At 41.7% G+C, this 22,972-nt stretch carries 21 protein-coding genes; 11 read left to right on the forward strand and 10 right to left on the reverse strand.

Features of this window, described 5'->3' with window-relative positions:
• Positions 1-3 precede the first annotated feature (3 nt).
• The 3 genes from FC093_RS09290 (at position 4) to FC093_RS09300 (ending at position 3,641) form a co-directional block, all read left to right on the forward strand.
• The gene (locus tag FC093_RS09290) at positions 4-1,515 is read left to right on the forward strand and encodes a DUF4270 family protein (protein ID WP_170971041.1); all 1,512 of its coding nucleotides are present in this window, start codon (positions 4-6) and stop codon (positions 1,513-1,515) included.
• Between the two features lie 53 nt (positions 1,516-1,568).
• Positions 1,569-2,822, forward strand: a complete 1,254-nt coding sequence (metK, locus tag FC093_RS09295; protein ID WP_137261501.1) for a methionine adenosyltransferase — start codon at positions 1,569-1,571, stop codon at positions 2,820-2,822.
• A 255-nt stretch (positions 2,823-3,077) separates the two neighbouring features.
• On the forward strand, positions 3,078-3,641 hold the full coding sequence (locus FC093_RS09300; protein WP_137261502.1) for a hypothetical protein: 564 nt from the start codon (positions 3,078-3,080) through the stop codon (positions 3,639-3,641).
• Here FC093_RS09300 and FC093_RS09305 read toward each other — a convergent pair.
• Both FC093_RS09305 and FC093_RS09310 read right to left on the reverse strand, forming a co-directional pair.
• Entirely contained in the window at positions 3,622-4,038 is a 417-nt protein-coding gene (locus tag FC093_RS09305) for a ribosomal maturation YjgA family protein (protein ID WP_137261503.1), read from the reverse strand. The two genes, FC093_RS09300 and FC093_RS09305, sit on opposite strands and share 20 nt — an antisense overlap.
• 7 nt (positions 4,039-4,045) lie before the next feature.
• A complete protein-coding gene (locus tag FC093_RS09310) occupies positions 4,046-4,963 on the reverse strand; it encodes a hydroxypyruvate isomerase family protein (RefSeq protein ID WP_137261504.1) in 918 nt (305 codons plus the stop codon).
• Positions 4,964-5,233: 270 nt separating this feature from the next.
• Here FC093_RS09310 and FC093_RS09315 point away from each other — a divergent pair, with 270 nt between their 5' ends.
• From FC093_RS09315 to FC093_RS09325, 3 genes are all read left to right on the forward strand, one after another.
• Complete coding sequence (locus FC093_RS09315; protein ID WP_137261505.1) at positions 5,234-6,247, forward strand: dipeptide epimerase; 1,014 nt, start codon at positions 5,234-5,236, stop codon at positions 6,245-6,247.
• Between the two features lie 516 nt (positions 6,248-6,763).
• On the forward strand, positions 6,764-7,255 hold the full coding sequence (locus FC093_RS09320) for a DinB family protein (RefSeq protein WP_137261506.1): 492 nt from the start codon (positions 6,764-6,766) through the stop codon (positions 7,253-7,255).
• A gap of 336 nt (positions 7,256-7,591) precedes the next feature.
• Entirely contained in the window at positions 7,592-8,998 is a 1,407-nt protein-coding gene (locus FC093_RS09325; RefSeq protein WP_137261507.1) for an IS4 family transposase, read from the forward strand.
• Positions 8,999-9,262: 264 nt separating this feature from the next.
• Here the strand turns inward: FC093_RS09325 and FC093_RS09330 are convergent, their stop codons facing one another.
• A complete protein-coding gene (locus FC093_RS09330; protein WP_137261508.1) occupies positions 9,263-10,108 on the reverse strand; it encodes an alpha/beta hydrolase in 846 nt (281 codons plus the stop codon).
• 126 nt (positions 10,109-10,234) lie between these two features.
• Positions 10,235-10,795: a DJ-1/PfpI family protein gene (locus tag FC093_RS09335; protein ID WP_137261509.1), complete on the reverse strand. Its 561-nt coding sequence runs from the start codon at positions 10,793-10,795 to the stop codon at positions 10,235-10,237.
• Positions 10,796-11,312: 517 nt separating this feature from the next.
• Here FC093_RS09335 and FC093_RS09340 point away from each other — a divergent pair.
• Together FC093_RS09340 and FC093_RS09345 are read left to right on the forward strand one after the other, a co-directional pair.
• Positions 11,313-11,915, forward strand: coding sequence for a peroxiredoxin (locus FC093_RS09340; protein ID WP_137261510.1), 603 nt, complete (start codon positions 11,313-11,315; stop codon positions 11,913-11,915).
• A 209-nt stretch (positions 11,916-12,124) separates the two neighbouring features.
• Positions 12,125-12,343 carry a hypothetical protein gene (locus FC093_RS09345; protein WP_137261511.1) on the forward strand — a complete coding sequence of 73 codons (219 nt, stop codon included), beginning with the start codon at positions 12,125-12,127 and terminating at the stop codon, positions 12,341-12,343.
• Positions 12,344-12,589: 246 nt separating this feature from the next.
• On the opposite strand, the gene FC093_RS09350 is transcribed toward FC093_RS09345, so the two are convergent.
• From FC093_RS09350 to hemH, 5 genes are all read right to left on the reverse strand, one after another.
• Positions 12,590-13,138 (reverse strand): hypothetical protein, encoded by a 549-nt coding sequence (locus FC093_RS09350; protein WP_137261512.1) that lies wholly within the window; start codon positions 13,136-13,138, stop codon positions 12,590-12,592.
• Between the two features lie 27 nt (positions 13,139-13,165).
• The gene (locus FC093_RS09355; protein ID WP_137261513.1) at positions 13,166-13,627 is read right to left on the reverse strand and encodes a hypothetical protein; all 462 of its coding nucleotides are present in this window, start codon (positions 13,625-13,627) and stop codon (positions 13,166-13,168) included.
• 264 nt (positions 13,628-13,891) lie between these two features.
• A complete protein-coding gene (gene tyrS / locus FC093_RS09360) occupies positions 13,892-15,169 on the reverse strand; it encodes a tyrosine--tRNA ligase (RefSeq protein WP_137261514.1) in 1,278 nt (425 codons plus the stop codon).
• A 51-nt stretch (positions 15,170-15,220) separates the two neighbouring features.
• On the reverse strand, positions 15,221-15,760 hold the full coding sequence (locus FC093_RS09365) for a CopD family protein (RefSeq protein WP_137261515.1): 540 nt from the start codon (positions 15,758-15,760) through the stop codon (positions 15,221-15,223).
• A 41-nt stretch (positions 15,761-15,801) separates the two neighbouring features.
• A complete protein-coding gene (hemH, locus tag FC093_RS09370; RefSeq protein WP_137261516.1) occupies positions 15,802-16,848 on the reverse strand; it encodes a ferrochelatase in 1,047 nt (348 codons plus the stop codon).
• A gap of 187 nt (positions 16,849-17,035) precedes the next feature.
• Here hemH and truB point away from each other — a divergent pair, with 187 nt between their 5' ends.
• Positions 17,036-17,803 (forward strand): tRNA pseudouridine(55) synthase TruB, encoded by a 768-nt coding sequence (truB, locus tag FC093_RS09375; protein WP_240743251.1) that lies wholly within the window; start codon positions 17,036-17,038, stop codon positions 17,801-17,803.
• Here truB and FC093_RS09380 read toward each other — a convergent pair.
• Positions 17,772-20,228 carry a BamA/TamA family outer membrane protein gene (locus FC093_RS09380; RefSeq protein ID WP_137261517.1) on the reverse strand — a complete coding sequence of 819 codons (2,457 nt, stop codon included), beginning with the start codon at positions 20,226-20,228 and terminating at the stop codon, positions 17,772-17,774. The genes truB and FC093_RS09380 overlap by 32 nt on opposite strands.
• Before the next feature lie 79 nt (positions 20,229-20,307).
• On the opposite strand from FC093_RS09380, the gene FC093_RS09385 reads away from it, so the two are divergent.
• Positions 20,308-21,030, forward strand: coding sequence for a TrmH family RNA methyltransferase (locus FC093_RS09385; RefSeq protein ID WP_137261518.1), 723 nt, complete (start codon positions 20,308-20,310; stop codon positions 21,028-21,030).
• Positions 21,031-21,416: 386 nt separating this feature from the next.
• Positions 21,417-22,895: an ATP-binding response regulator gene (locus FC093_RS09390; RefSeq protein ID WP_137261519.1), complete on the forward strand. Its 1,479-nt coding sequence runs from the start codon at positions 21,417-21,419 to the stop codon at positions 22,893-22,895.
• The last annotated feature ends 77 nt before the right edge of the window (positions 22,896-22,972 follow it).

Consider the following 22,972-nt stretch of genomic DNA (forward strand, 5'->3'; position numbering starts at 1 on the left):
ACTGTGAAAATCAATTATTTAGCTGCTTTTTTTGGCAGCATTACCTTATTATTTGCAGCTTGTACAAAAATTACCAGTACCGATATTGGTACTGACCTGATACCGGCTGTAGATGGCGTAAACACCAAGGACACTACTATAACTGTTTATGCAAAAAACGCAGGTACCGATACAATTACTCCAACGCTGGCGCAAATACATGTGGTAGGCAATATGGAAGACCCGCTGTTTGGCACTACCGATGCACGTATCAACTTTCAGTTATCACTACCGTCTTCCAACTTTTCTTTTGAAAACAGCAAAGAGAATTTGTTTTTAGATTCCGTAGTGCTGGTGTTATCTTATAATGGTGTCTGGGGCGATAGTACCAGACCGGTAACGCTGCATGTAAACGAACTGGATAACGGGCAAACCTTTTTGCCCGATACAACTGCCGGTCAATATGACCCTTATATTGGAGGCTATTCGGGCACTTATAATAATACGGTAAACCTTACGGCTTTTACCAGTCTTACGGATGCTCCAACTACTGTTTATCCAACTTCTTTAGACGACAGCATTCATGTGTATAATGATTCCGGTATCAACATGATAAGAATTCGGCTGAATGATGCTTTCGGAGCAAGATTGTTGAATTATGATACTTTGACCGCTTATAAAAACGATTCTACTTTTCATAACTATCTGAAAGGCTTACAGGTATTTGCTGATCAGGGCACTTATAATAATGCACTGTTGAAAATCGGGCTTACTGATGACAATACTAAATTAGCCTTGTATTACCGTTATCATCCCAAGGATAGTGCTGCTACTGTAATAGATACTACTGTAAGGTACTTTACCGTTGCAGGTGACTGTGCCCATTCCAATTATATTAACAGAGACAGAAGTAAAGGCGAAATAAATGCTTACCTGCCGCCCAACCCTGCTGATACGAATGATAATCTGATATACATTCAGGCAGGTCCCGGCACATTTGCAACAGTTACTATTGATAGTGCTGCATTGGCACAAATGCCTAATTATATTATTCATCGTGCCGAACTGCTGCTGGAGCAGGCTGTGGACCCATCGGATACTTATTATACGCCACCATATTTGTTCTTATTGGCAAAAAACGACACATCACAGTTTGTAATACCCGGTTTTAATGCCAATAATGTTTCCACTGCTGACGCTGTTTTTTCTTCATCGTACTTAGCCAACTATTCCGATTTTGGCGGCATACCAAGGAAAAATACAACCAACAATAGTTTGTATTCATTTAACATTTCAAGGTATGTGCAGGGCATTGTTACAAAAGACAATAAACAGCATCCGTTTGTGCTATATGCGCCTTTCAACAAGCCATTCCAGCTATACGAGTCACTGCCTATTACTTCGTCGCGCGGCTATGTATCCAATTCGCCTACCAATACCGCCGGATGCGGACGCGTAAGGTTGTATGGCGGCGATGGCGATTTAACCAATATTCACCGCATGCGGCTGCATATTGTTTATTCAGAACCACATTAATTTATTTTGGCAAAGCTTATCTTTGACCACTTTCAAAAAATTGGAGTAATACAATGCCTTACTTATTTACATCGGAAAGTGTTTCCGAAGGTCATCCGGATAAAGTGGCCGACCAGATTTCAGATGCTTTAATTGATCATTTTCTTGCTTTTGACCCCGATAGCAAAGTAGCCTGCGAAACCTTAGTTACTACAGGTCAGGTGGTGCTTGCCGGCGAAGTAAAAAGTAAGGCGTACCTCGATGTGCAGGAGATTGCACGCAGTGTTATCCGCAAAATTGGCTATACCAAAAGTGAGTATATGTTCGAGGCTAATTCTTGTGGCGTATTATCTGCCATTCATGAGCAGTCTGCTGATATTAACCAGGGTGTAGACAGGCAACAGAAGGAAGAGCAGGGCGCCGGTGACCAGGGGATGATGTTTGGCTATGCCACCAACGAAACAGATGATTACATGCCGCTGGCGCTTGACCTTGCCCATAAATTGTTGCAGGAGCTAGCTGCTATGCGCCGCGAAAATAAAGAGATTACTTACCTGCGTCCCGATGCAAAAAGCCAGGTAACACTTGAATATGATGATAACAATCAACCCTGCCGTATAGATGCTATTGTAATCTCTACACAGCACGACGACTTTGATACGGAAGAAAAAATGCAGGAGGCCATCAAAAACGATATTATCAACATTTTAATACCGCGCGTAAAAAGCAAGTACACGAAGTTTGCAAAGCTGTTTAATGATAATATTAAATACCATATTAATCCAACGGGCAAGTTTGTAATTGGTGGCCCTCATGGCGATACCGGACTCACCGGCCGCAAAATCATTGTGGATACGTATGGGGGAAAGGGCGCGCATGGCGGTGGTGCTTTCAGCGGTAAAGATCCGAGCAAAGTGGATAGAAGTGCAGCGTATGCCACCCGTCATATTGCGAAAAATTTAGTGGCAGCCGGCGTTGCAGACGAAGCTTTGGTGCAGGTATCGTATGCCATTGGCGTAGCCCAGCCAATGGGCATTTACGTAAATACATTTGGTACTGCCAAAGTAAATATGACCAATGGCGAAATAGCACAAAAAGTAAGCGAAATCTTCGACATGCGGCCTTATTTCATTGAGGAGCGTTTAAAACTCCGCAATCCTATTTACAGCGAAACTGCCGCTTACGGACACATGGGTCGCCAGCCCGAAGTGGTTGAAAAGGAGTTTCGATCGCCCGAAGGAAAAGTAGTGAAGAAAAAAGTGGAATTGTTCACGTGGGAAAAGCTGGATTATGTAGATAAAGTGAAGAAAGCGTTTGGAATAAAATAAAACACGAAAGCCCTCTGTTAAGAGGGTTTTTTATTTGCAAATAGATTGTAATAATTTTAAGTATATTATAAAAAAAATGGTAGATTAGCTCAATTGAAAAAGCCCTTTTTATGTTTAATATTGTTGAACAAATTACGTTATGTTGATGAAGTTTTGCAGTATATGTTACGGACTAATCAGCAATTATATTTGTGAAATGAACTGCAGCGTTTTATAACGCTAAACATCATATAACCAGCGGAGAAGGATTTTGCAATGCACGAGATTGAACCATATTACAACTGGCGTCATTTATATACTGCCGAAGAAGATGAACGGTCGCCTTTTTATGGGCGTAACTATAGTGAATTTGAGTTTTCCCAAACTATTTATAATTACTACATCCACCCGCAATGGGATGAGTTTGGCAGCCGTACGCTGTACATGAAAATTTTATACGCCGATTATGATTTGCATTTTGTAATTATTGAGTTGATAGGAGAGTGGAACGATGCAATAGAAAATGATATTATGACGCTAAAGCGCGACATCATTGACAAGCTGGAAACAGAAGGCATTACCAAATACATTTTAATAACCGAAAATGTCCTCAACTTCCACAGCGGCGATAAGGATTACTATATCGAATGGTTTGATGAAGCAACTGATGAGAACGGCTGGATTGTAGCCCTCAATATGCCCGAAGCTACACAGCACGATTTTAGAAAACGCAAGCTCAACTATTATATAGAACTCATGCAACTATGCAACTGGCGCGCCTACAAACCCGAAGATTTATTTACCAAAATAAACGATGAAATCAACCGGCGTTTGGATTGATGCATTTTGTAAATAAGAATTCCAGCCCTGCGCCAATCAACCATCCAATTAAAGTTCCCACAGCATAGCACACCATGTCGCTCCACAGGAAGCCGTGCCCGAGCAATATGCCAACCAGTGTAATATTTCTGAATTGTACTGCCCACGGCGCCTGGTACAATTGCTGAATTTCTATCAGTACACTCACCAGATAACTCAGGCAAGCTACCTTTGGTAAAGTCCATTTGATACATAACAACCTGCACCCGAAAAAGATGCAGGTGGCGGCAAGTACATCACCGCCATATTTATCAATCAAAGGTGGAAGATATTGCTGCTGGCAGCGCGTAGCCAATCCTGATGGAATAGTAATAATTATTAAAACAGCATACAGCCAGCGCTTGTTGCGTACAGTCATTTTTTACTTAGGCTTGCAAAAAATCGTCACATTCGCGGTACGCCTGTATCAATCGCTGCTCGCCTTCCTTACCCGGCTTAGAAATACCATGTTCCATACCCAGCACGCCCTTGTAGCCTTTGCTGTGTATGAATTTGAACACATTTTTATAATTGATCTCGCCCGTTGTTGGCTCTTTTCTGCCCGGATTATCGCCTATTTGTATATACGCAATTTCGTCCCATGCATCATTCATGCGGTTGATGATGTTACCATCGTTTTTTTGCATATGATAGATATCGAACAATATTTTGCATGAAGGACTGTCTACGGCTTTACATATTTCATATGTCTGGTCGGAGGAGCGCAGGAACAAATCGGGCGTATCGCTTAATGCCTCAAGTACCATTACTAAATTATTCGGCTCCAATATTTCGGCGCCGCGGCGCAAAGCAGTAATTACATTAGCTGTTTGCAGGCCTATAGACAAATGACGTTCAAAATCTCCGGGCACCACCGTTACCCATTTGGCATTTACACGCTTGGCAACTTCCACTGCCTGGCGGCAACCTTTCAAAAAAATATCTACATATTCCGGCTTGCCTGTGGCCAGCGAGTTGGCGCCGTTACCACCTTTATCCACCACAAATACGCCCATCGTCATGCCCAGCTTAGCCATTTTTTCGCCAATTTTTGTTTGCTCATCCACTGGCCGGCCAACCATGCCATTGTCTTCCAGGGAGCGAAAGCCATTGTCGTAAGCAAATTGTATCTGGTCGAGAAAATTCTTACCGGCGCTGTTGGCAAACATACCATCGTGAAAGGCATAATCTAAGTTGAATGTATTTCCCGCAGCGGGCTTATTTGCAGCAGCTTTGAGGCTGGAAGCAGCGATAACGGAAGCACCTGCTAAAAAAGATTGTTGCACAAATTTTCGGCGTTGCATAGTTAGATATTTGAGCGACTAATATAAACACTTTTCTATTTGGTGGCACGCGGAAGTTGGTACAGGATAATAATAAGTGTAAATAAGATAATCCAAATATTTTATTTGCTATTGTTATTCATATTTATCTAAGCTAAAAACTGTAATATATAAAAACAGTAATACATGCCTGAATGAAATGCGGCAGGTATCAGCATATCCAGATAACCGTTCGTTTCCAAAAGCACAGCTTACCTTTAAAAACTGTTTTACTTTGCACATCCATTTGTTATGAAATTATTTTATAAAGCACTGGAACTGCCATTTCAATACCCTTTTACTATTTCTGGGGGACGTACCAAAACGCATCAGCCTACCTTACTGGTGGCTTTGCAACTGGGCAGTTTGATTGGCTATGGCGAGGCACCTGCCATTACTTATTACAACGTTACTGTTGAAGAAATGATAACAGTGATTGAACGCAAGAAAAAGATGATAGAACAATTTGCTTTGACCGAAGCAGAACGTTACTGGCATTATCTGCATCACCTGTTGCCGCAACATCCTTTTCTGGTGTGTGCGCTGGATATTGCGTGTTGGGATCTGATGGGTAAAATGAACAATAAGCCACTGTATAAACTGTGGAATACCGAATGGAAAAATACACCCTTATGCGATTATACGATTGGTATTGATACAGTAGATAACATGGTGGCTAAAATGAAAGCAAAACCATGGCCGATTTATAAAATAAAGCTGGGAACACCGGATGATATCACCATCATCAAAGCTTTGCGCGGGCATACGGATGCTGTTTTTCGGGTGGATGCAAATGCCGGTTGGACACTCGAAGAAGCAATGGAAAAAATACCGCAGTTGCAATCGTTAGGAGTAGAGTTTATTGAGCAGCCATTGGCAAAAGATAATTGGGAAGGCATGGCAGTTCTATACAAAGCATCTCCGCTGCCGCTGATTGCTGATGAAAGCTGTGTATTTGAAAAAGATGTTGCAAAATGTGTGAATCATTTTCATGGTATTAATATAAAACTGACCAAATGCAGCGGACTTACACCCGCATTGCGCATGATAAAAGAAGCACGTTCGCTGAACCTCCGGGTAATGATGGGCAGCATGAATGAAAGTACTGTTGGCTCGGCTGCCATTGCGCAATGTTTACCACAGCTGGACTACGTAGATATGGATGGACCATTGCTGCTGGCAGAAGATATTGCAACCGGCATTCATTACGATTTTGGAAAAGTAACCATTAATAACAAGCCGGGTTTGGGGATAGAATTGAAATAAATGTTGCTCACAGATGGCACAGATGAGCGAAGATGTTTTTAGCAATTTTATACGTATTTATCTGTGTTATCTGTGAGACAACTATTTTGCTGGTGTGTTATTCAATAAATATCAAACTACTCCGCATATACCAAATAATCATTCCAGCTTTAATTCAGCAAGAGCTAAGCTATGTACGGGTTTTAGAGGAAAATATTAAGGTCTTTTTTAGTTTTTTATTGAAATGATAATGAAGTTTACCTATCCGTTTTGGAGGTATGCTCTTGTGTATGGGTAAAGATTTGAAGAATAGTGTAATACTAATAAAAAGACGGGTTTTTGATGGAATGGTGTAGTTGGAACTTTTTCGGTCGTTTCCAGGAAAGTAGCGTCCATCCGGGCAAGCATCAGCTCAATGTCATTAAGTTGAGGACAAATCAGGAAATAACGCAATATCGAAGACAATGTACCATCCAGCGGAAATAACTGCTACATTTGAACACACTGTTGAAGACATGAATAACCAAACCAAATAATATGCTCAATCAAGCTTTCATTGCAGAACTAAAACACGAAGCTGCATCTACAAAAAGAATTTTAGAAAGAGTTTCCGAAGGCAAATTTGACTGGAAGCCGCATGAAAAATCAATGACGCTGGGCCGGCTGGCTTCGCATGTGGCCGAATTGCCTGGTTTTTTAAATTCCATTTTAACAATGGATGAAGTTGATTTTGCCAAGGGACATTATAAACCTTCGCATGCCAAAACACCGGAAGAACTAATGAACGTTTTTCAACAAAAATTAGATGAAGTTGTACAGACGCTGCAAAATACAAGCGATGAAAAAATGCATGCGAATTTTACATTGCGTAGGGGCGATCATGTCATTGCAACAGTTCCCCGTATGGTTGCGGTTCGTTCAATGGCGTTGAATCATCTCATTCATCACCGCGGACAAATAGCCGTTTACCTTCGCCTGCTCGATGTTCCGGTTCCGGGCTTGTATGGTCCAAGTGCAGATGAAATGTAAATCTTTCTTTTCTGATGGGTATCCACCCCTGTGTCTAACTATCTAAAGCCATCTTCCGTGGCATTCCATAAATAACTTAATCACAATAAAAAAGGAACAATCATCAAATAACAATTGCTTTTGATAATTAGCATATTTACAATTTTTAGTTGATGCTGATGTATTGCCTCCCGCCCCGGTTCGTGAATATACAAGCCGGGCGCCGGTAACTTTTGAGCGTATATTTTACTGCTGTTTGTTGTAATACTACAGTGTCAAATAAGGTTATAGACTTCCGGGTAAAATCGAACGAAATGGAATGCTTTGGTGAGTTGGGAAAGCAGTAAACTGTCTTTGATGCTGTATGCATCAGCCATAAAGGGAAGTTACAAACTACTGCAAAATGCGGCGAAGTTGGAAAGTAAGGTAGAACTCGCCGCTCTGGTTCGTGTTTTCACCATAGCCGTCAGGATAAGAAGTGGGAAGAAGTATATATTTGGGTTTATGAGAGTAGAGGAAGCAGTGCAGATAGATTTGAGTAAGCTCAATGTTTTACAACAATTTAGTTCTTTTTTTAAGGGTGGGCAGATAGAGCAGATAGCCAGGCAAAGCGGCTTTATTGTACGCAATAGTTCGCGCTTAAGCGGAGCTGCCTTTCTGGAGATGATGGTGCAGCATATTGCTCCTGGCAGGGAATGGCGCCTCTCTGATCAGTGTGACTACCTGCGAGAGCATCATGGTATAGAGCTGACCAAACAATCGCTGGATGAACGCTACCACTGCTTTAGTGTAGCGTTTCTCAAAAGCTGCTATCAGGCAGTGGTGGCACAGGCATTCACCAGTACGGTGCAGCAGGGCTTCACTACTGATTTTGAGGGTATCTATCTGAGTGACAGCACTTCTTTTCAACTGCCGGCACATCTGTCAGCCTTCTACCAAAGCAATGGTGGCTCTACCAGCGGAGCTTCGGTAAAGATTCACCAGACCATAGAACTGCTCAGCTTTCAGGTGCGTGATTTTTCCATCACCAGCGGAAAGGATAATGATGGCGACTACTGGAAAAATAAAGGCTTTAGTTTAGGGAAGAACAACCTGTGGATAGCAGACCTTGGCTATTTCAGTTGGAACACCCTTAGGGAGATAGCACAGAGTGAGAACTATTTTCTGTGTCGTTATAAGACCGGCACTACTGTTTATATCCGGAACAAAGAAGGTAATTACCAGCCTTTAGACATAACAGCCTGTCTAAAATCCCACTGTTATTCACACAGCAGCGGTATACAATCCATAGAGGTGTACTTTGGTAAGGAGAAGATTAAAGCGAGACTGCTGTTTGAGCAGGTGCCCGAAGAGGTCAGACAGCAACGGTTGGAGCGCTGCCGTAAAGCGCATGCGAACATTAGCAAAAAGGGCAAGCAATGGCAGATCAGTGCGCTCAAGGAGTTCCTGTGTGGCTATAATCTGTATCTGACCAATGCAGCAGCGGACAAACTACCGGATGAAGGGGTACTGTTAGTCTACAGTCTGCGCTGGCAGATAGAGCTATTGTTTAAGATTGGGAAGTCTTTGTTGATGATAGACCATACCAAAGGCATGAATATCTTTCGCTTTGAATGCTTTTTATATGGGCGGCTTATCTTTATTCTGTTGAGTACAGAGTTGCTTTCTCTTATTCGCAGCACACTGCAGGATGCTGCCGTAGAGGTGGAAATCAGTGAGTGGAAAACCATGAAACTGATTAAAAAAAATGCCGCTCCCTGCTGAATGCTTTTATTAACAACAAACGTAAGTTCATCCAACTAATGCAGCAACTCATTAAACACGTAATTAGAACATGCAAAAAGGAAAAACGAAAGAAAAAGGGAAAGCTTAAACCTTCCCCTTATCAAATCTATCAACTATTAACCTGACGGCTATGGTGAAGACACGAACCTTTGTTTTTGGTTTATTATTCTGGCTCGTGAAGACACGAACCAGGGCAGACGCTGTTGGCGAAGAACACCAACAGCGGCAGAGCATCAAAGTCTTTTACTTATCCATCAATTTCATCATTGCTTTATGCAGCGATGTATTCTCATCAACCAGTGCATCTAAAATAGAGTAATGATTAAGCCCACCTAATTCTACCAGTTGAACAGGTGTTTTAGTCTTCCAGTAGTTATATAACTCCCTGCTCTGGTCTTTAAATTCATCTGTTTCTGCCCCTCCTATGGCAACCAACAACGGGCAGGTTTGAACAGCCTGTAAGTTAAACGGACTATTTCTTATTGCTGTCCCTTTATCCATTCCTAAACCTGCATTTACATACGAAAGCTGTAGAGGTATTAAATTGTACAAGCCGCTGAGCAGGCACATGCCTTTGATAAAAGGCGCTATTTCAACACCCGATTCTTTGCTCATCAACATGGTTGCCAGATGTGCGCCGGCACTATGACCTGCAATATATACCTGCTGTGGATCTGCATTGTAATCAACGAGATGTTGTTGAAGCCACCGCACCGCTTTTCGGCAGGAGGCAACTATGTCGTCCATGGCTGCGGCAGGAGCAAGCGGGTAATTGACGACTATTGTTGTAATGTCGTACGGCAGGAAAGCTGCTGCAACAAAATGAAATGTAGTCTTATCAAACAGTTGCCAGTAACCGCCATGAATAAAGATCAGCACTTTTGAGCCCTGTTTGCCGGAAGGAAAAATATCCAGGCATTCTCCCGGATGATCTCCATATCGGATGTCTTTTATATAGGAATGTTTTTGTCTTGCCGCTTCACTCCATGTATCCCAGCGTTCAATATAGGTGGCAAAATCAGGTACATGCAACCGGTTGTTGTATTGGTTATCCAGTTCCTGCTGAGTGTATTGCTTATAGATGATCATTGAAAAAATGAAGTGGATTAACTGTTTGCCAGCGCTTCTTATTGGTTACCAATTACTGGTTGCCAGTTCCCCATTTGTCGAAATTGTTCAGGTTGTCTCAACTCATTGAAGTAACTCAATTCCCATTTAACCCTGCATGCAGTTAAAAACCAATGTATAAAATTCAGGGTGCGATTGCCATGTTTTCCCGGTAACTATTTTGCCATCCTGCACTGCCTGGTCGGGTGATACATATATGCCGCCGCAACTCTCCACTTCAAATTTTACATGTTCATAGCAAGCGATCTTTTTATTATTTACCAAGCCTGCCGTTACCAGTATCTGCACACCATGACAAATAGCAAAGATGTATTTATTGTTGCCCGCAAATTCCTTTACAATTTGTATAACCCTTGCATCGTTACGCAGGTATTCGGGAGCCCTGCCGCCGGGTATTAGTAAGGCTTTATAGTCGGCAGTTTTTACTTCGTCGAAAGAAATCTCAGACTCAACAAGATAGCCTTTTCTCTCTACATACGTATCCCAGCCAGGTTCAAAATCATGTATCACGAGGTTCATTCTTTTTACTGCCGGTGCCGCTATTACAGGAACAAAATTGGCTTCCCTAAACCGGTGCGATGCATATAAAATTTCAAAGCTTTCACCTGCATCCCCGGTGATGATGAGTATTTTCTTTGCTGTTGACATAACAATCGTGTTTGAATAAACTGTTTTAAAAATGATTGGTGCTAAAGATAAAGGAAGAATGGAGTCATATCGTGGCCAGGTATAAAAATGCTTTTACCAAAGACATGCATTCACGCTCTTCAAGCTGTTAGCGGAGCGCACCTGGAAGTAAAGGATAAAAAATGGATCCCTGATCCGTTTTTGACAACTATCAAATGTAATTTGAGAATGGAATAATACAGGAGCATTATTTTCATCTTCTGCTCCCGCGCTATCACAAACACCCTGAAAAACGTGCGTAGTAAACTGTGTCCAGAAACTCAAACTCATCTAAGCTTTTTCATAAAACGTAGCCTGGCAAAGCTGCTAACACTACGCTACCCTTGCAGGTGATAACACTTTGTAACGCGGTGCTTGTAAGAACACCAACAGTGGCAAAATGTAATAAGCAGGACATGCACTCCAATGGACAAACGGCCGGGCTGATTTATTCCCAATATTTTGTATGTTTGGGAGTGATTTGTAAAAAACAATTCCTATGTCAAAAAGAAATTACCGCTCCTTCCTTTTAATTTCCGGGTTTTTACTCTTCCTTACCCAGTATAGTTTTGCCCAATCAGTGATATTGTCAAAGGGTTCAACAGCACCCCTGTTCACCGCAAAGGCCAGCCTGTCGGGCAATGAATTCGATTTTTCATTAAAAAAAGCCCTTGCCAAAGGACCGGTGGTATTATATTTCTATCCTTCTGCTTACACCGGTGGCTGCGATTTGGAAGCACATACTTTTGCCGAACTCAAAGACACCTTTACGGCAGCAGGAGCTACCATTATCGGTGTATCAGCAGATGATATTCAGCGATTGAAGTCGTTCTCCGCTAATCCGGAGTACTGTGCAGGAAAATTCCCGGTGGCTTCCGACCCCGGAGGTGAAATTGCAGCCACGTATGGCTTAGCGTTGAAACCTCCGCAACCTGGCGTTAAAGATGTACGTGGCGAGCAGGTTACGCACGGCTTCATCCCGCGGACAACATTTGTTATTGATAAAAACGACAAAATTGTAGCTGTCTTTTCATCGGAAACCGATCATATAGCGCCTGATGAGCATGTAAAAAAATCATTAGCCATTGTAAAGGAACTGTAGTTTTTCTCTTTTCCACAATGTCTCCTATTGCATGATATTATCACTATCGCTTGGCGTAGTCTCCCGAGGAGACTACGCCAAGCAGAGGACGGTTTTCAATGGTCTAAGTGAGATAATTCGTCCGTGTTCCACAAGTGTTCGGAAGGCTTTTGTTGTGCTAATTAAGTAAATGAACATTAGAATAGTGATTACTTACATATAGTTCATGTTTGTCACTTTTTCTCCCCGACTTGTCGGGGCAGGCATTGAAAGAAAAAGTAACCAAAAAGTTCGAGGATAATCCGATAGCTCCGTGCGTATATCTGCCCATTGCCACCACTTACTCGAAGATGGATTGCTTTGGATTAGTGAATTGTTTGGCTGCTATGAAATCTTCCGAACACTTGTTGCAAAAATACGAATTACGGCAGCAGATAGTTACCAACTAAACCATCCACCAAACAATAGAAATCCATTTTGGAGTAAGTGGCGGGAGGCACGGACGGATGCGCGGAGCATTCATGCTGTCCTTGATTTTTTTGGTTACTTTTTGCATCAAGGCAAAAAGAAAGATAGAGAGATGATGTTTAAAATCAATGCTCCAATACTTTGCATGCAATCAGTACTCAAAAACCTTCCGAGCACTAATGGTTGCAAACTATGCAGCGACACACGAACACCTCGCCGTGCAATAATCAATAAAATAGGGGAACGTTTTCAAAAGAACCGTTTGTGATCAATACTGAACCAGGAGTGCCATATATATTATTAGGATTGCCGGCAGCAATCATCGGTGTAAGCACCCCCGAGAAGTTTCCGCTTATACGTCCGTTAGCATAAGAGGTGATATTAAAACTCATACTGTTAGATACAGCATGCACATATTCATTCGTTCCGTTATAATCTGTAATAAACATATCGCCATAAGCACCGGTATATTTGTAATTTCCGGTAGCTAAACTATCTGTGTAGAAAGTAAAAGTAAATTCTCCTGAACTGCTTACTGCGTCAAGGGAATAATAACCTGCATATTTGCTGCAACCCAATGTATAAAAACTGCCATTCCTGTTGTCAGCATCATTCACTGATATGTTTACGGCATTACCATTGATTTCATAGCTCAAAGTGGCAGCACTTCGTTGCGCGCCCGCATTTTTGGAAGCAAGCATCGCATCAGCAATGGATTCCTTTAAACACGATGATAAAGAAATGGCAATGACTGCTACTATCAAATAAAATTTCATACTCAATAATTATTAAGTAGTTAGTTGCTAATTTTCTGTATCTCTTCTTCCGAAACTAAAAAACTTTGTTACTCCCAGGCTCATCAAATTATTGGAACCGCCATGAGCGATCACCGTTTCGTAACGAAGATTTACATCAAACAATGTATTCCAAATGGAGAACAGGTAGCCTGTACCTGCTGCTGCTACTACTCCGTGGTATTTCAAATTTACAGTTTCGCCGTTATTATCCGTCAGGGAGGTTACTCCATAAAGGTTAAAGCCAACTTGTGGCTCAACATAAAATCCGGTGCCGGTTCCATTCAACGTGTACCTGTATCCGGCTTTTAACGGACACATTATTGTTCCGTCTCTAGTCCCATAACCATCATTTAAGAAAAAGAAATCGGCACCTATTTCCAGCGTAACATCGCTACCATCTGAAACAGGTACTCCTGTTTTTATAAATGCCCCAAAACCAAGTTTATAATCTTTCGTAATTTTTTCCAACCAGCTTCATTGCACCTAATTGTGCATTTGCCTGTATTATGAAAAAAGTCAGAAAGAATGTTGTAAGTAATCCTTTGCCCATAGCGATTGTTTAGTTTAAAAGAATCAAATATATTTTTACAGATGATGAATAATCACCTTTTATTTTATTACCACAACTACGTTCTTTGAGATGTTATAGAAAAAAGCTGTTTTAAACCATCTATATATTTCAGTGGCATCAGCAAGCAATCATCTTGTTTGTTTTCACAACGCGATATCAAACTACTCCGCAGTCACCAGATAGTAATTCTTCCTTCCCTTCTGCACAAGAATATATCTGTTGTGCAATAGCAGATTATTATCAACGATCATTTGTGCATTATCTACTTTCTTTCTGTTCACGCTTACGCCGCCACCTTGCACCATTTTTCTCGCTTCGCCTTTGCTCGGGAAAATACCTGTTTCCGCAAGAAAACTTACAAGGTCTATACCCGTAGTAATTTTATTTACATCATAAGAATACCTCGTTATACCTTCCATGCCTTCCAGGTCTTGTATAGAAAGGCTTTCTGCAGGTGCACTTTGATTGGAGAATAGCTTTTCTGTAGTAGCAATTGCCTCGTGATAACCTGCTTCTCCATGCACAAAAATGGTGAGTTCTTTGGCTAATGTTTTTTGCAGTATTCTTGAAGCCGCATCTTGCACATGCTGCGCAATCAGCTCCTCAATCGTTTCCTTAGACAAAAAAGTAAAAATTTTAATCCACTTCTTTGCATCTTCATCAGCCGCATTTAGCCAAAACTGATAAAAATGATAAGGCGATGTTTTAGTAGCATCCAGCCATACATTGCCCTTTTCCGTTTTCCCAAACTTACCACCATCGCTTTTAGTAAGCAGTGGACAGGTAAATGCAAAGGCTTCGCCGCCGGTTTTGCGACGTATTAGTTCAGTTCCGGTTGTAATGTTTCCCCACTGGTCGCTGCCGCCCATTTGCAGCTTGCAATTGTAGTGTGTATAAAGGTAGTAAAAGTCGTAGCCTTGTATCAGTTGATAAGAAAACTCGGTAAAGGAAATGCCGCTTTCACCTTCAATACGCTTTCGCACACTCTCTTTTGCCATCATATAATTAACGGTAATGTGCTTGCCTGTATCGCGAATAAAGTCTAAAAAATTCATGTTTTTAAACCAGTCGTAGTTATTCACCATCATGGCTGCATTGGGCTTCGGCGTGTCGAAGTCAAGAAATTTTTCCAACTGTTTTCTCACACCATCCTGGTTGCGTTGCAATACTTCGTCAGATAATAAATTGCGCTCTTCGCTTTTGCCGCTCGGGTCGCCCACCATGCCGGTTGCACCGCCTACCAAAGCAAATGGTTTGTGACCTGCTTTTTGCAAATGCACTAATAAAATAATGGGCACCAAACTACCAATGTGCAGGCTTTCTGCAGTAGGATCGAAACCAATATAGCCGGCAGTCAGCCCTTTATTCAACTGTTCTTCGGTACCAGGCATGATATCCTGTATCAGTCCACGCCAGCGAAGCTCTTCAATTAAGTGCATAATTCTAATTTGGGGCAAATGTAAAAAGGAGTAAAGAAAAGGTATATGCTTTTATTTGTTCCGCAATATTTTATAAATGCGAATGGCACTCATTAATACAATAATAAACAACGCCAAACCAATTAATCCCCACGCAAAAGAGATAGCTTGCTTTACGGTGGCGAGCATAACAATGGCTATTAAAAAAATAGTAGCCACCTCGTTCCAGATGCGAAGCTGTTGCGATGTGTATTTGAAAATACCTTTTTGTTGTTGCTTAAAAATAATATGCAGTGTAAAAAAATAAATGTAAAGAAGTATAACAAAGATCAGCTTGACAAATAACCAATCGGGCAGCCCGGTTCCGGGATACAAGTACCATATCCAGGGGCCAAAAATAATGGTGAGTATAGCTGACGGAATCGTAATGCCATACCATAACCTTTTCATCATCATCTTAAACTGCTCATGCAGGATTGCCTGCGCCTCGGCCGGTTTATCATTTGCTTCGGTATTGTAAATAAAAAGCCTTGGCATATAAAACATACCTGCAAACCAGGTAACTATAAAAATTATATGCAAGGCTTTGATGTAATAATAATAGTCGGGCATTAGTAAACTAATAAGAATTTATTCAATCATTTTCATAAGAACTACACCGCTTTCACTATTTCCTCTTCCTTTTCAATCAACTTCACCACGGCATTCACCCAAAGCGGACTGATATTAAGGCAAGGAATGGTTTCATAACTTTCGCCACCGGCATTTAAAAATATTGCTTTACCACCAATCGCTATTTCTTCTAACGTCTCCAGACAATCGCTGATGAATGCCGGACACACTACCAGCAGGCGTTTTACCCCTTCTTTCGGCAATTGCTCCAGGCGGGCAGCAGTATAAGGCTGCAGCCACGGGTCTCTGCCTAAGCGGGATTGAAATGTTTGTTCTACCTTTTCTGCAGGTAAGCCCAGTTCTTTGGCTACCAATTCGGTGGTGGTAAATGTTTGATGCCGGTAGCAAAACGGGTGCGCTGCCGAGGGCACATGGCAGCAATCAGCCACTTTCAGACAATGCTTGCCGGTAATATCGCCTTTGTAAATATGCCGCTCCGGCACGCCATGATAACTGAAGATAATCTTATCAAAAGGTTGTTCTGTATACGGCTTTATACTCTCGGCTAATGCATGAATATACTGTTCATCATTATAAAACGGCGGAATAGTAGTGAGTTTAAATTTATAACCCTTTTTGCGATGCACCTCTTCCATGTATCTCACTGCTGTTTCGTAACTGCTCATGGCATAATGCGGATATAAGGGAAAAAGAATGACTTCTTCTAAACCAGGTACCTGTTTTAGCAGGCTTTCATACGCTGCTTCCGGCGTTGGATTGCCATAGCGCATGGCTACTTCTACCGGCATGTTGAAGTGTGGCTGCAAAGCGGCTTGCAACTGGTTGGTTAATACAATCAAGGGCGAGCCTTCATCAGTCCAGATGGTTTGATATGCGTGTGCCGATTTGGGTGCGCGAAATGGAACAATAATGCAATTGATCAACAAAGCACGTGATAAAAAAGGTATATCAATTACCCGCTCATCCATCAAAAACTGACGCAGGTATTTACGCACATCCTTCACCTGCGTAGAATCAGGCGAACCAAGATTCATTAAAATAATACCGCGCTTCTTGTCTTGTTGCATAATATGTTATTTAAGTATTGCAGCAGCTTTTTGCAAAAATCTTGTATCATTCAGCCGTTATATTTGCTGCCGGCAAAGTGCTGCAAAGGTATTGTGAGCAGACTTACACCATACACCATTTTACAATATTGTGTAAATGGCTTATCTACGAAAAAAATACAGGCATAAGCCGTAAAAAAGTAAACATTTGAAACAAAAACCTATCCATCCTGCATTACAATCTTATTTAGATGGCAAAGTGTTGCTGCTGGATAAACCACTGCACTGGACCTCTTTTGATGTAGTAAAAAAGATACGTATTTTAACCAAAATATCCAAGGTAGGCCACGCCGGTACACTCGATCCTTTGGCAACGGGCCTACTGATTGTATGCACCGGAAAATATACTAAAAAGATAAACGAGTACATGGGGATGGAAAAAGAATACACCGGCTCCTTTACGCTTGGTGCTACCACACCTACGTACGATCTGGAAAGTGAGCCTCAGAATTTAACCGATCTATCACAGCTTTCTTTACAGGAAATACACGATGCACCCATTCATTTCACCGGCGATATTTTGCAGGTGCCACCGATGCATTCTGCCATCAAGCGCGAGGGCAAGCCGGTATATCTGGCTGCCCGCAAAGGCGAACATGTAGTGTTGGAGCCAAGACCTGTTACCATAAAGGAGTTTGTTATTACAAAAATAGATTTGCCTAAAGTATATTTTAAAGTGGTGTGCAGCACGGGCACTTACATACGCAGCCTCGCCAACGATTTTGGAAAAGCATTGGGTGTCGGCGCTTATTTAAGCAGTTTATGCCGAACACGCATTGGTAATTTTTTGCTCGGAGATGCCTGGAGTATGAATGCTTTTGAAGAAGAGATAAGAAGCCTGATAGAAAAAGAACAGCACTTGCCTGCAATAGAAAGTAGCGATATTAAAATGGCAGACCAATCCCCAATTGAATAGCAAAGTTGTTGCGGTTGGGTGAAACCACATTGCCATTATCGTCTTTACGTTCATACTCATGGTTTTGCCACGTAAAATGGGCAATATCCAGCCAGCCATTATTTTCTCGACGTGCGGGATCTTTTAGTTTAATACCGGCATCTATGCGTACCAAAAAGTAATTAAAATCAAATCGAAGTCCGGTACCCACGCCAATAGCGATGTCTCTGCCAAGCCTGGAAAGTTTAAATACACTAAGCGGATTGAGTGAGTCTTTTTTAATATTCCATACATTTCCAATATCGGCGAAGAGCGCGCCGCCCAGTTTCAGCGAACTGAAATCGGCTATTTTATAGCGGTATTCCAGGTTTGCTTCCAGTTGCATATCGCCGTAGCGGTCGCGAAAAGCATTGTCTTTAGTACCGGCAGTATCGCTCAATAATGAGGAGCCCAAACCCAACTGCCGCAACTGCCAGGCACGCATACTGTTGGGCCCGCCGGCAAAAAACTGTTTATAAAATGGCATTGTAGTTCCTACTTTTCCATAGTTATAGCCAATGCCTGCAAAAGCGCGCATTACAAACGAAGTGCGTGTAAAATTGAATGCTTTTCTATATTCGCCTTCCACTTTTATGTAGCGGTATACTTTGTTTTGCAATGGCTTTATAAAACCCGTAAGTGCACCGGCCTCTTCTACTGCAAAATGGTAGTAATTGTTTTGCGAAGCATGTTTCAATGGTGTGTAGGCCGATGTGAAAGAAATAATCGTACTTACAATAGAGCCGGTGTTAAAGGCGGTTCGCAAAAAAGGATTCTCAGCAAACTGTTGCTTTAGCAGGCTCAGCGTATCTAATGAATACAATTCTACATTCGGTACTTTCCATTCCCAATATTTATTTCTTATACGCCAGTCAAAAGACATATTGGTAACGAGCGAACGTAAACGGAAAAAGTTATTTCTTTCCGAATACCTGGCACTCATGCTGATTGTTGTTTTTTCGAGGTTTACAAGCTCATTATTTTTTATAAACAAATGCTTGACTGCCGGAATAAGAATGTTGGGAAAAGTATAAGCATGAGAAAGCGAAGACTGGAATGTTTGCAGGAAAGGATTGTTTTTATCTAAACTCAGCTCTACACCATTCACAAACGAAGTGGTAGCCTGCACCGCGCTGTGCCACACATTACGGTTTACATACGTGGCATTTACTGCCAGCCCAAACAGGGTGCCCGTGCTTACAAAATCGCCTCCTGTATTGCGGCTTGCTTCTAGTGAAATAGTTACATTTTCTTTTTCCGCAGGCACCAGAAAATAATGAAAGTCCACGATGTTGCTGTCTCTGAAAGTAGTGCGCGATTCTACATTTTGCCAGGCACCGATAGCCGATAAATTGGTGATGGTTTTTGCATACAACCGCTCATGATAAAATTCGTTTTTGTTTAAAAAACTATTGCGTCGCAGGGGTTTAAAATGAAACAAGCCTTGTGTGCCGTACAGCGTATAAGCACTGTCGTGATACAGCACCGGCGGCGGATTTTTAAGCAGGCTGTCCGGCACCTGCGTATAGCGTGTTTCGGGATAAAAATAAATATTACCCACGCGATACCTGATGAGTTGTGTAGCATCAATCAAATCAGTAGAGTCGTTGCTTACATCTCTTGTTTTAATAGCAACAGAAGCTGTAGGATTTTGAGCCTTTTTCGCTTCGGCTTCTTGTATGGTTTGTGCCTGCTCAAACGGGTCAACCGGCAGTTGCAGCAGCAAAGTATTGAAAGTATCTGCTTCTGCATACAGGTTGTCGCGCGAGAGCAGCAGATAACCCCGGTTTTTATATACATTCACCAGACGGTCCAGTTCGTTGCCTATCAGCGCTTTGGCAAATGGTGATTTGCCCGGCGTTATCAAACTGTTTTTCTGCACTCTTTCCCGCTCGGCTATACGCTGCAATGTACTGTCGCTCAGGTTATAACTTAACGAATCTATAATAGTAACTTTTCCAGGATCAACCGTAAAAACAACTATTGCACGCTGTTGGTTTTTAAATGTATCTATATAAAAACTGTCTCTGAAATGTGTATGATAATAACCCTGCGCATTCAGGTAAGCCCGCATAAAAGTGACAGACTGCGAAATGCTGAAGGTATCGAAGACAGGCGGATTTTTGATACGGTAAAACAAGCCAAACCGCTGTGTTTTACGTGAGCGCAGACTGTCATCCAAATATTCGGGCAGGCTTTCTTCCAGCGTTTTTTGGTCTGCCGGCGATACGTCTTTCGGTTGTACCTTAATTTTTACATTATACACAAAAGGCGTATCGGTAGGATAATGTTTTACAGAAATCCGGTTGAAAGCAAACAAGAACTTGCTTTCGGTACATGATGAAAGGAACAACACACCTGCCAGCAGCGCAACTATATATTTCATCATGCCGTATCTAAAGCCCATTGAATAGTTTTATTTTGCGGCCGCAACATCCTCCTTTTTGTTGTAAGGAATTGTTTTAAAAATACCAGATGGCCGTATCATGATTAGTAAAAATGAGGTCAAATATATCCAAAGTTTATCCCACAAAAAAAACCGCGATGCCGAAGGTGTGTTTATTGCAGAAACGCCAAAGCTCGTGAATGAATTATTGCAAAGCAGTGTAAGGATAAAAAAAATATATGCTACTAAAGACTGGCAGCCGCAAGGCAGCAACAATGTTGTAACAGAAGAAATAGACGAAGCTGCCTTGCAGCGCATTAGCCAGTTGGAAACGCCAAATAAAGTATTAGCAGTTGCCGAGAAGAAGAAGTTGCCATCATTGCAATTGAACAGCCATTTCACCCTCGTGCTCGATGGCATACAAGACCCCGGCAATATGGGTACTATTGTTCGCATTGCCGACTGGTTTGGTATTACGCAGATAGTTGCGGCAAAAGATACGGCAGATTGCTACAATCCAAAAGCAGTGCAAAGCAGCATGGGCAGTATTGCGCGTGTACACGTTTGGTACGATGAACCGGCGCCAATTCTGGCCAATGCACAGGTGCCTGTTTTTGGTGCATTATTGCAAGGAAAAAGTGTGTATGAAATACAATATCAACAGGAAGGTATCCTGGTAATTGGCAACGAATCCAAAGGCATACGCGAGCAGCTGTTACCCTTTATTCAACAGGCAGTAACGATACCGCGCACTGGCGCCGCCGAATCGCTGAATGCAGCCGTAGCAACCGGCATTTTACTGTCGCACATCCTGAAACAGTAAATGAATGCATTTCAGAATTGTTTAACATCTATTTATATGTTGCATGGTAGACCGTTCTTCACGAACCTTATTATCTTAGTAAAAATGGATGGTTAAAACAGTTTAAAACTATATTACCTGCTTTATAATGGTAAGATAATGCGATGTTGCTCTGTTGTGTAATAGTGAATTCGTAAGGTCTTGTTATATAATTATGAACGGCAGCTTTAAAGCAAAGATTTGAAATACACCTGCTTATGTGTGGAATGTATAAGAAAGTATTTACATTGCATACTTTTTGATGCCTTGCAGGTCAAAAAAGGATTATCCCGAAACAAGCATGAAAAAACATCGTGCTTTATTTTAGGTTAATCTGATTCTCAACACAATAAATCAGCACGGTTTACATGATCCTGATTGTAGATGATAAACGCGAGAACATACTCTCTTTAAAAAAAATTTTGGAGATTAACGATTTTAAAGTTGATACCGCTTTATCCGGCGAAGAAGCTCTAAAAAAGGTACTCAAAAACAATTATTTCCTTATCATACTCGATGTGCAAATGCCGGGTATGGATGGTTTTGAAGTAGCTGAAGCCATTAGCGGCACCAGCAAAACGCGCGATATTCCCATTATTTTTTTATCGGCGGTTAATACCGAAAAGCGCTTTATCACCAAGGGATATGCTTCCGGTGCTATAGACTATGTTACCAAACCTTTTGATCCCGATATTCTTATTCTTAAAGTAAGAACTTTTTATACCCTTAACCAGCAAACGCAGGCACTTAATAAAATACAGCAATCACTAAGAGAAGAAATAAACATCCGTACCAAAACACAACTGGAGTTAAAGGAGAAAAACAACGAACTGCAATCTATTTTAGAAACAATCCCGCAAATTGCCTTTACCGCAAAGCCGGATGGCACCATAGAATTTGTAAACGCACACTGGTACGAATATGCTGTTTCGGCAAACGATTTTCCAATGGTAAAATCGGAAGAAGAAAGCATTGCCGGTAAATGGAAGAAAGCGATAGCTAATGGAGAAAACCTCGAGCTGGAGCTGTGCATCAGCAAGCGGGGCAGCGAGGTGTACCGCTGGCATCTGCTGCGTGCCATACCGGTAAAAGAAAACGAAAATATTGTAAAGTGGGTTGGTACTTTTACCGATATTGAAGAACAAAAACGGGCCCTGTATAAAAAGGATGAATTTATCAGCATGGCAAGCCATGAGTTGAAAACGCCGCTTACCAGTATTAAAGCATACATACATCTTTTAAACGCTGCTATTCAAAACGAACAGAAAAGCGATGAGATGAAATTATTTGTAGAGCGTACACAAAAGCAGGTAGACAAGCTGTACAACCTTATCACCGATTTGCTGGATATTTCGCGCATAGAAAGTGGCAAACTGAAGTTTAATAAAAAATGGTTCAATTTCAAAACACTGCTTCAAAATACTGTCGAAACCATCAACCAAACTTATCCTGCTTATACCATACATGTGGCCGGCGACGGTGATGTGGAAGTGTTTGGCGATGATAGCAGGCTGGAACAAGTGCTTATCAACTACTTAAGTAATGCCATTAAATACTCGCCCGATTGTAAAGATGTGTATGTAACTACTACCGCCAGCGATGGTAGGTTGCAGGTAGCAGTAAAAGATTACGGCATTGGTATTCCGCAGGAAAGCCAGAAAAAACTATTTGATAAGTTTTACCGTGCCGAAGATACTTCCAACCGTTTTCAGGGGTTAGGCATTGGCTTATATATTTGTTCCGAAATCATCAGCCGCCACAATGGAACTTTCAATGTGGAAAGCGATGCCGGCAAAGGTTCTACTTTTTATTTTACTATACCAATTGGCAATAAAAACAATAATTGATAAACAGCAATATTCCGGTTGGTGCCGCTAACTATCCGGATACTGATAGTTGGCTGCGTGCCTGGCACTAATGCAAC

Origin of the sequence: Ilyomonas limi, from assembly GCF_005233845.1 — a bacterium.
GTDB classification, from domain to species: Bacteria; Bacteroidota; Bacteroidia; order Chitinophagales; family Chitinophagaceae; genus Ilyomonas; species Ilyomonas limi.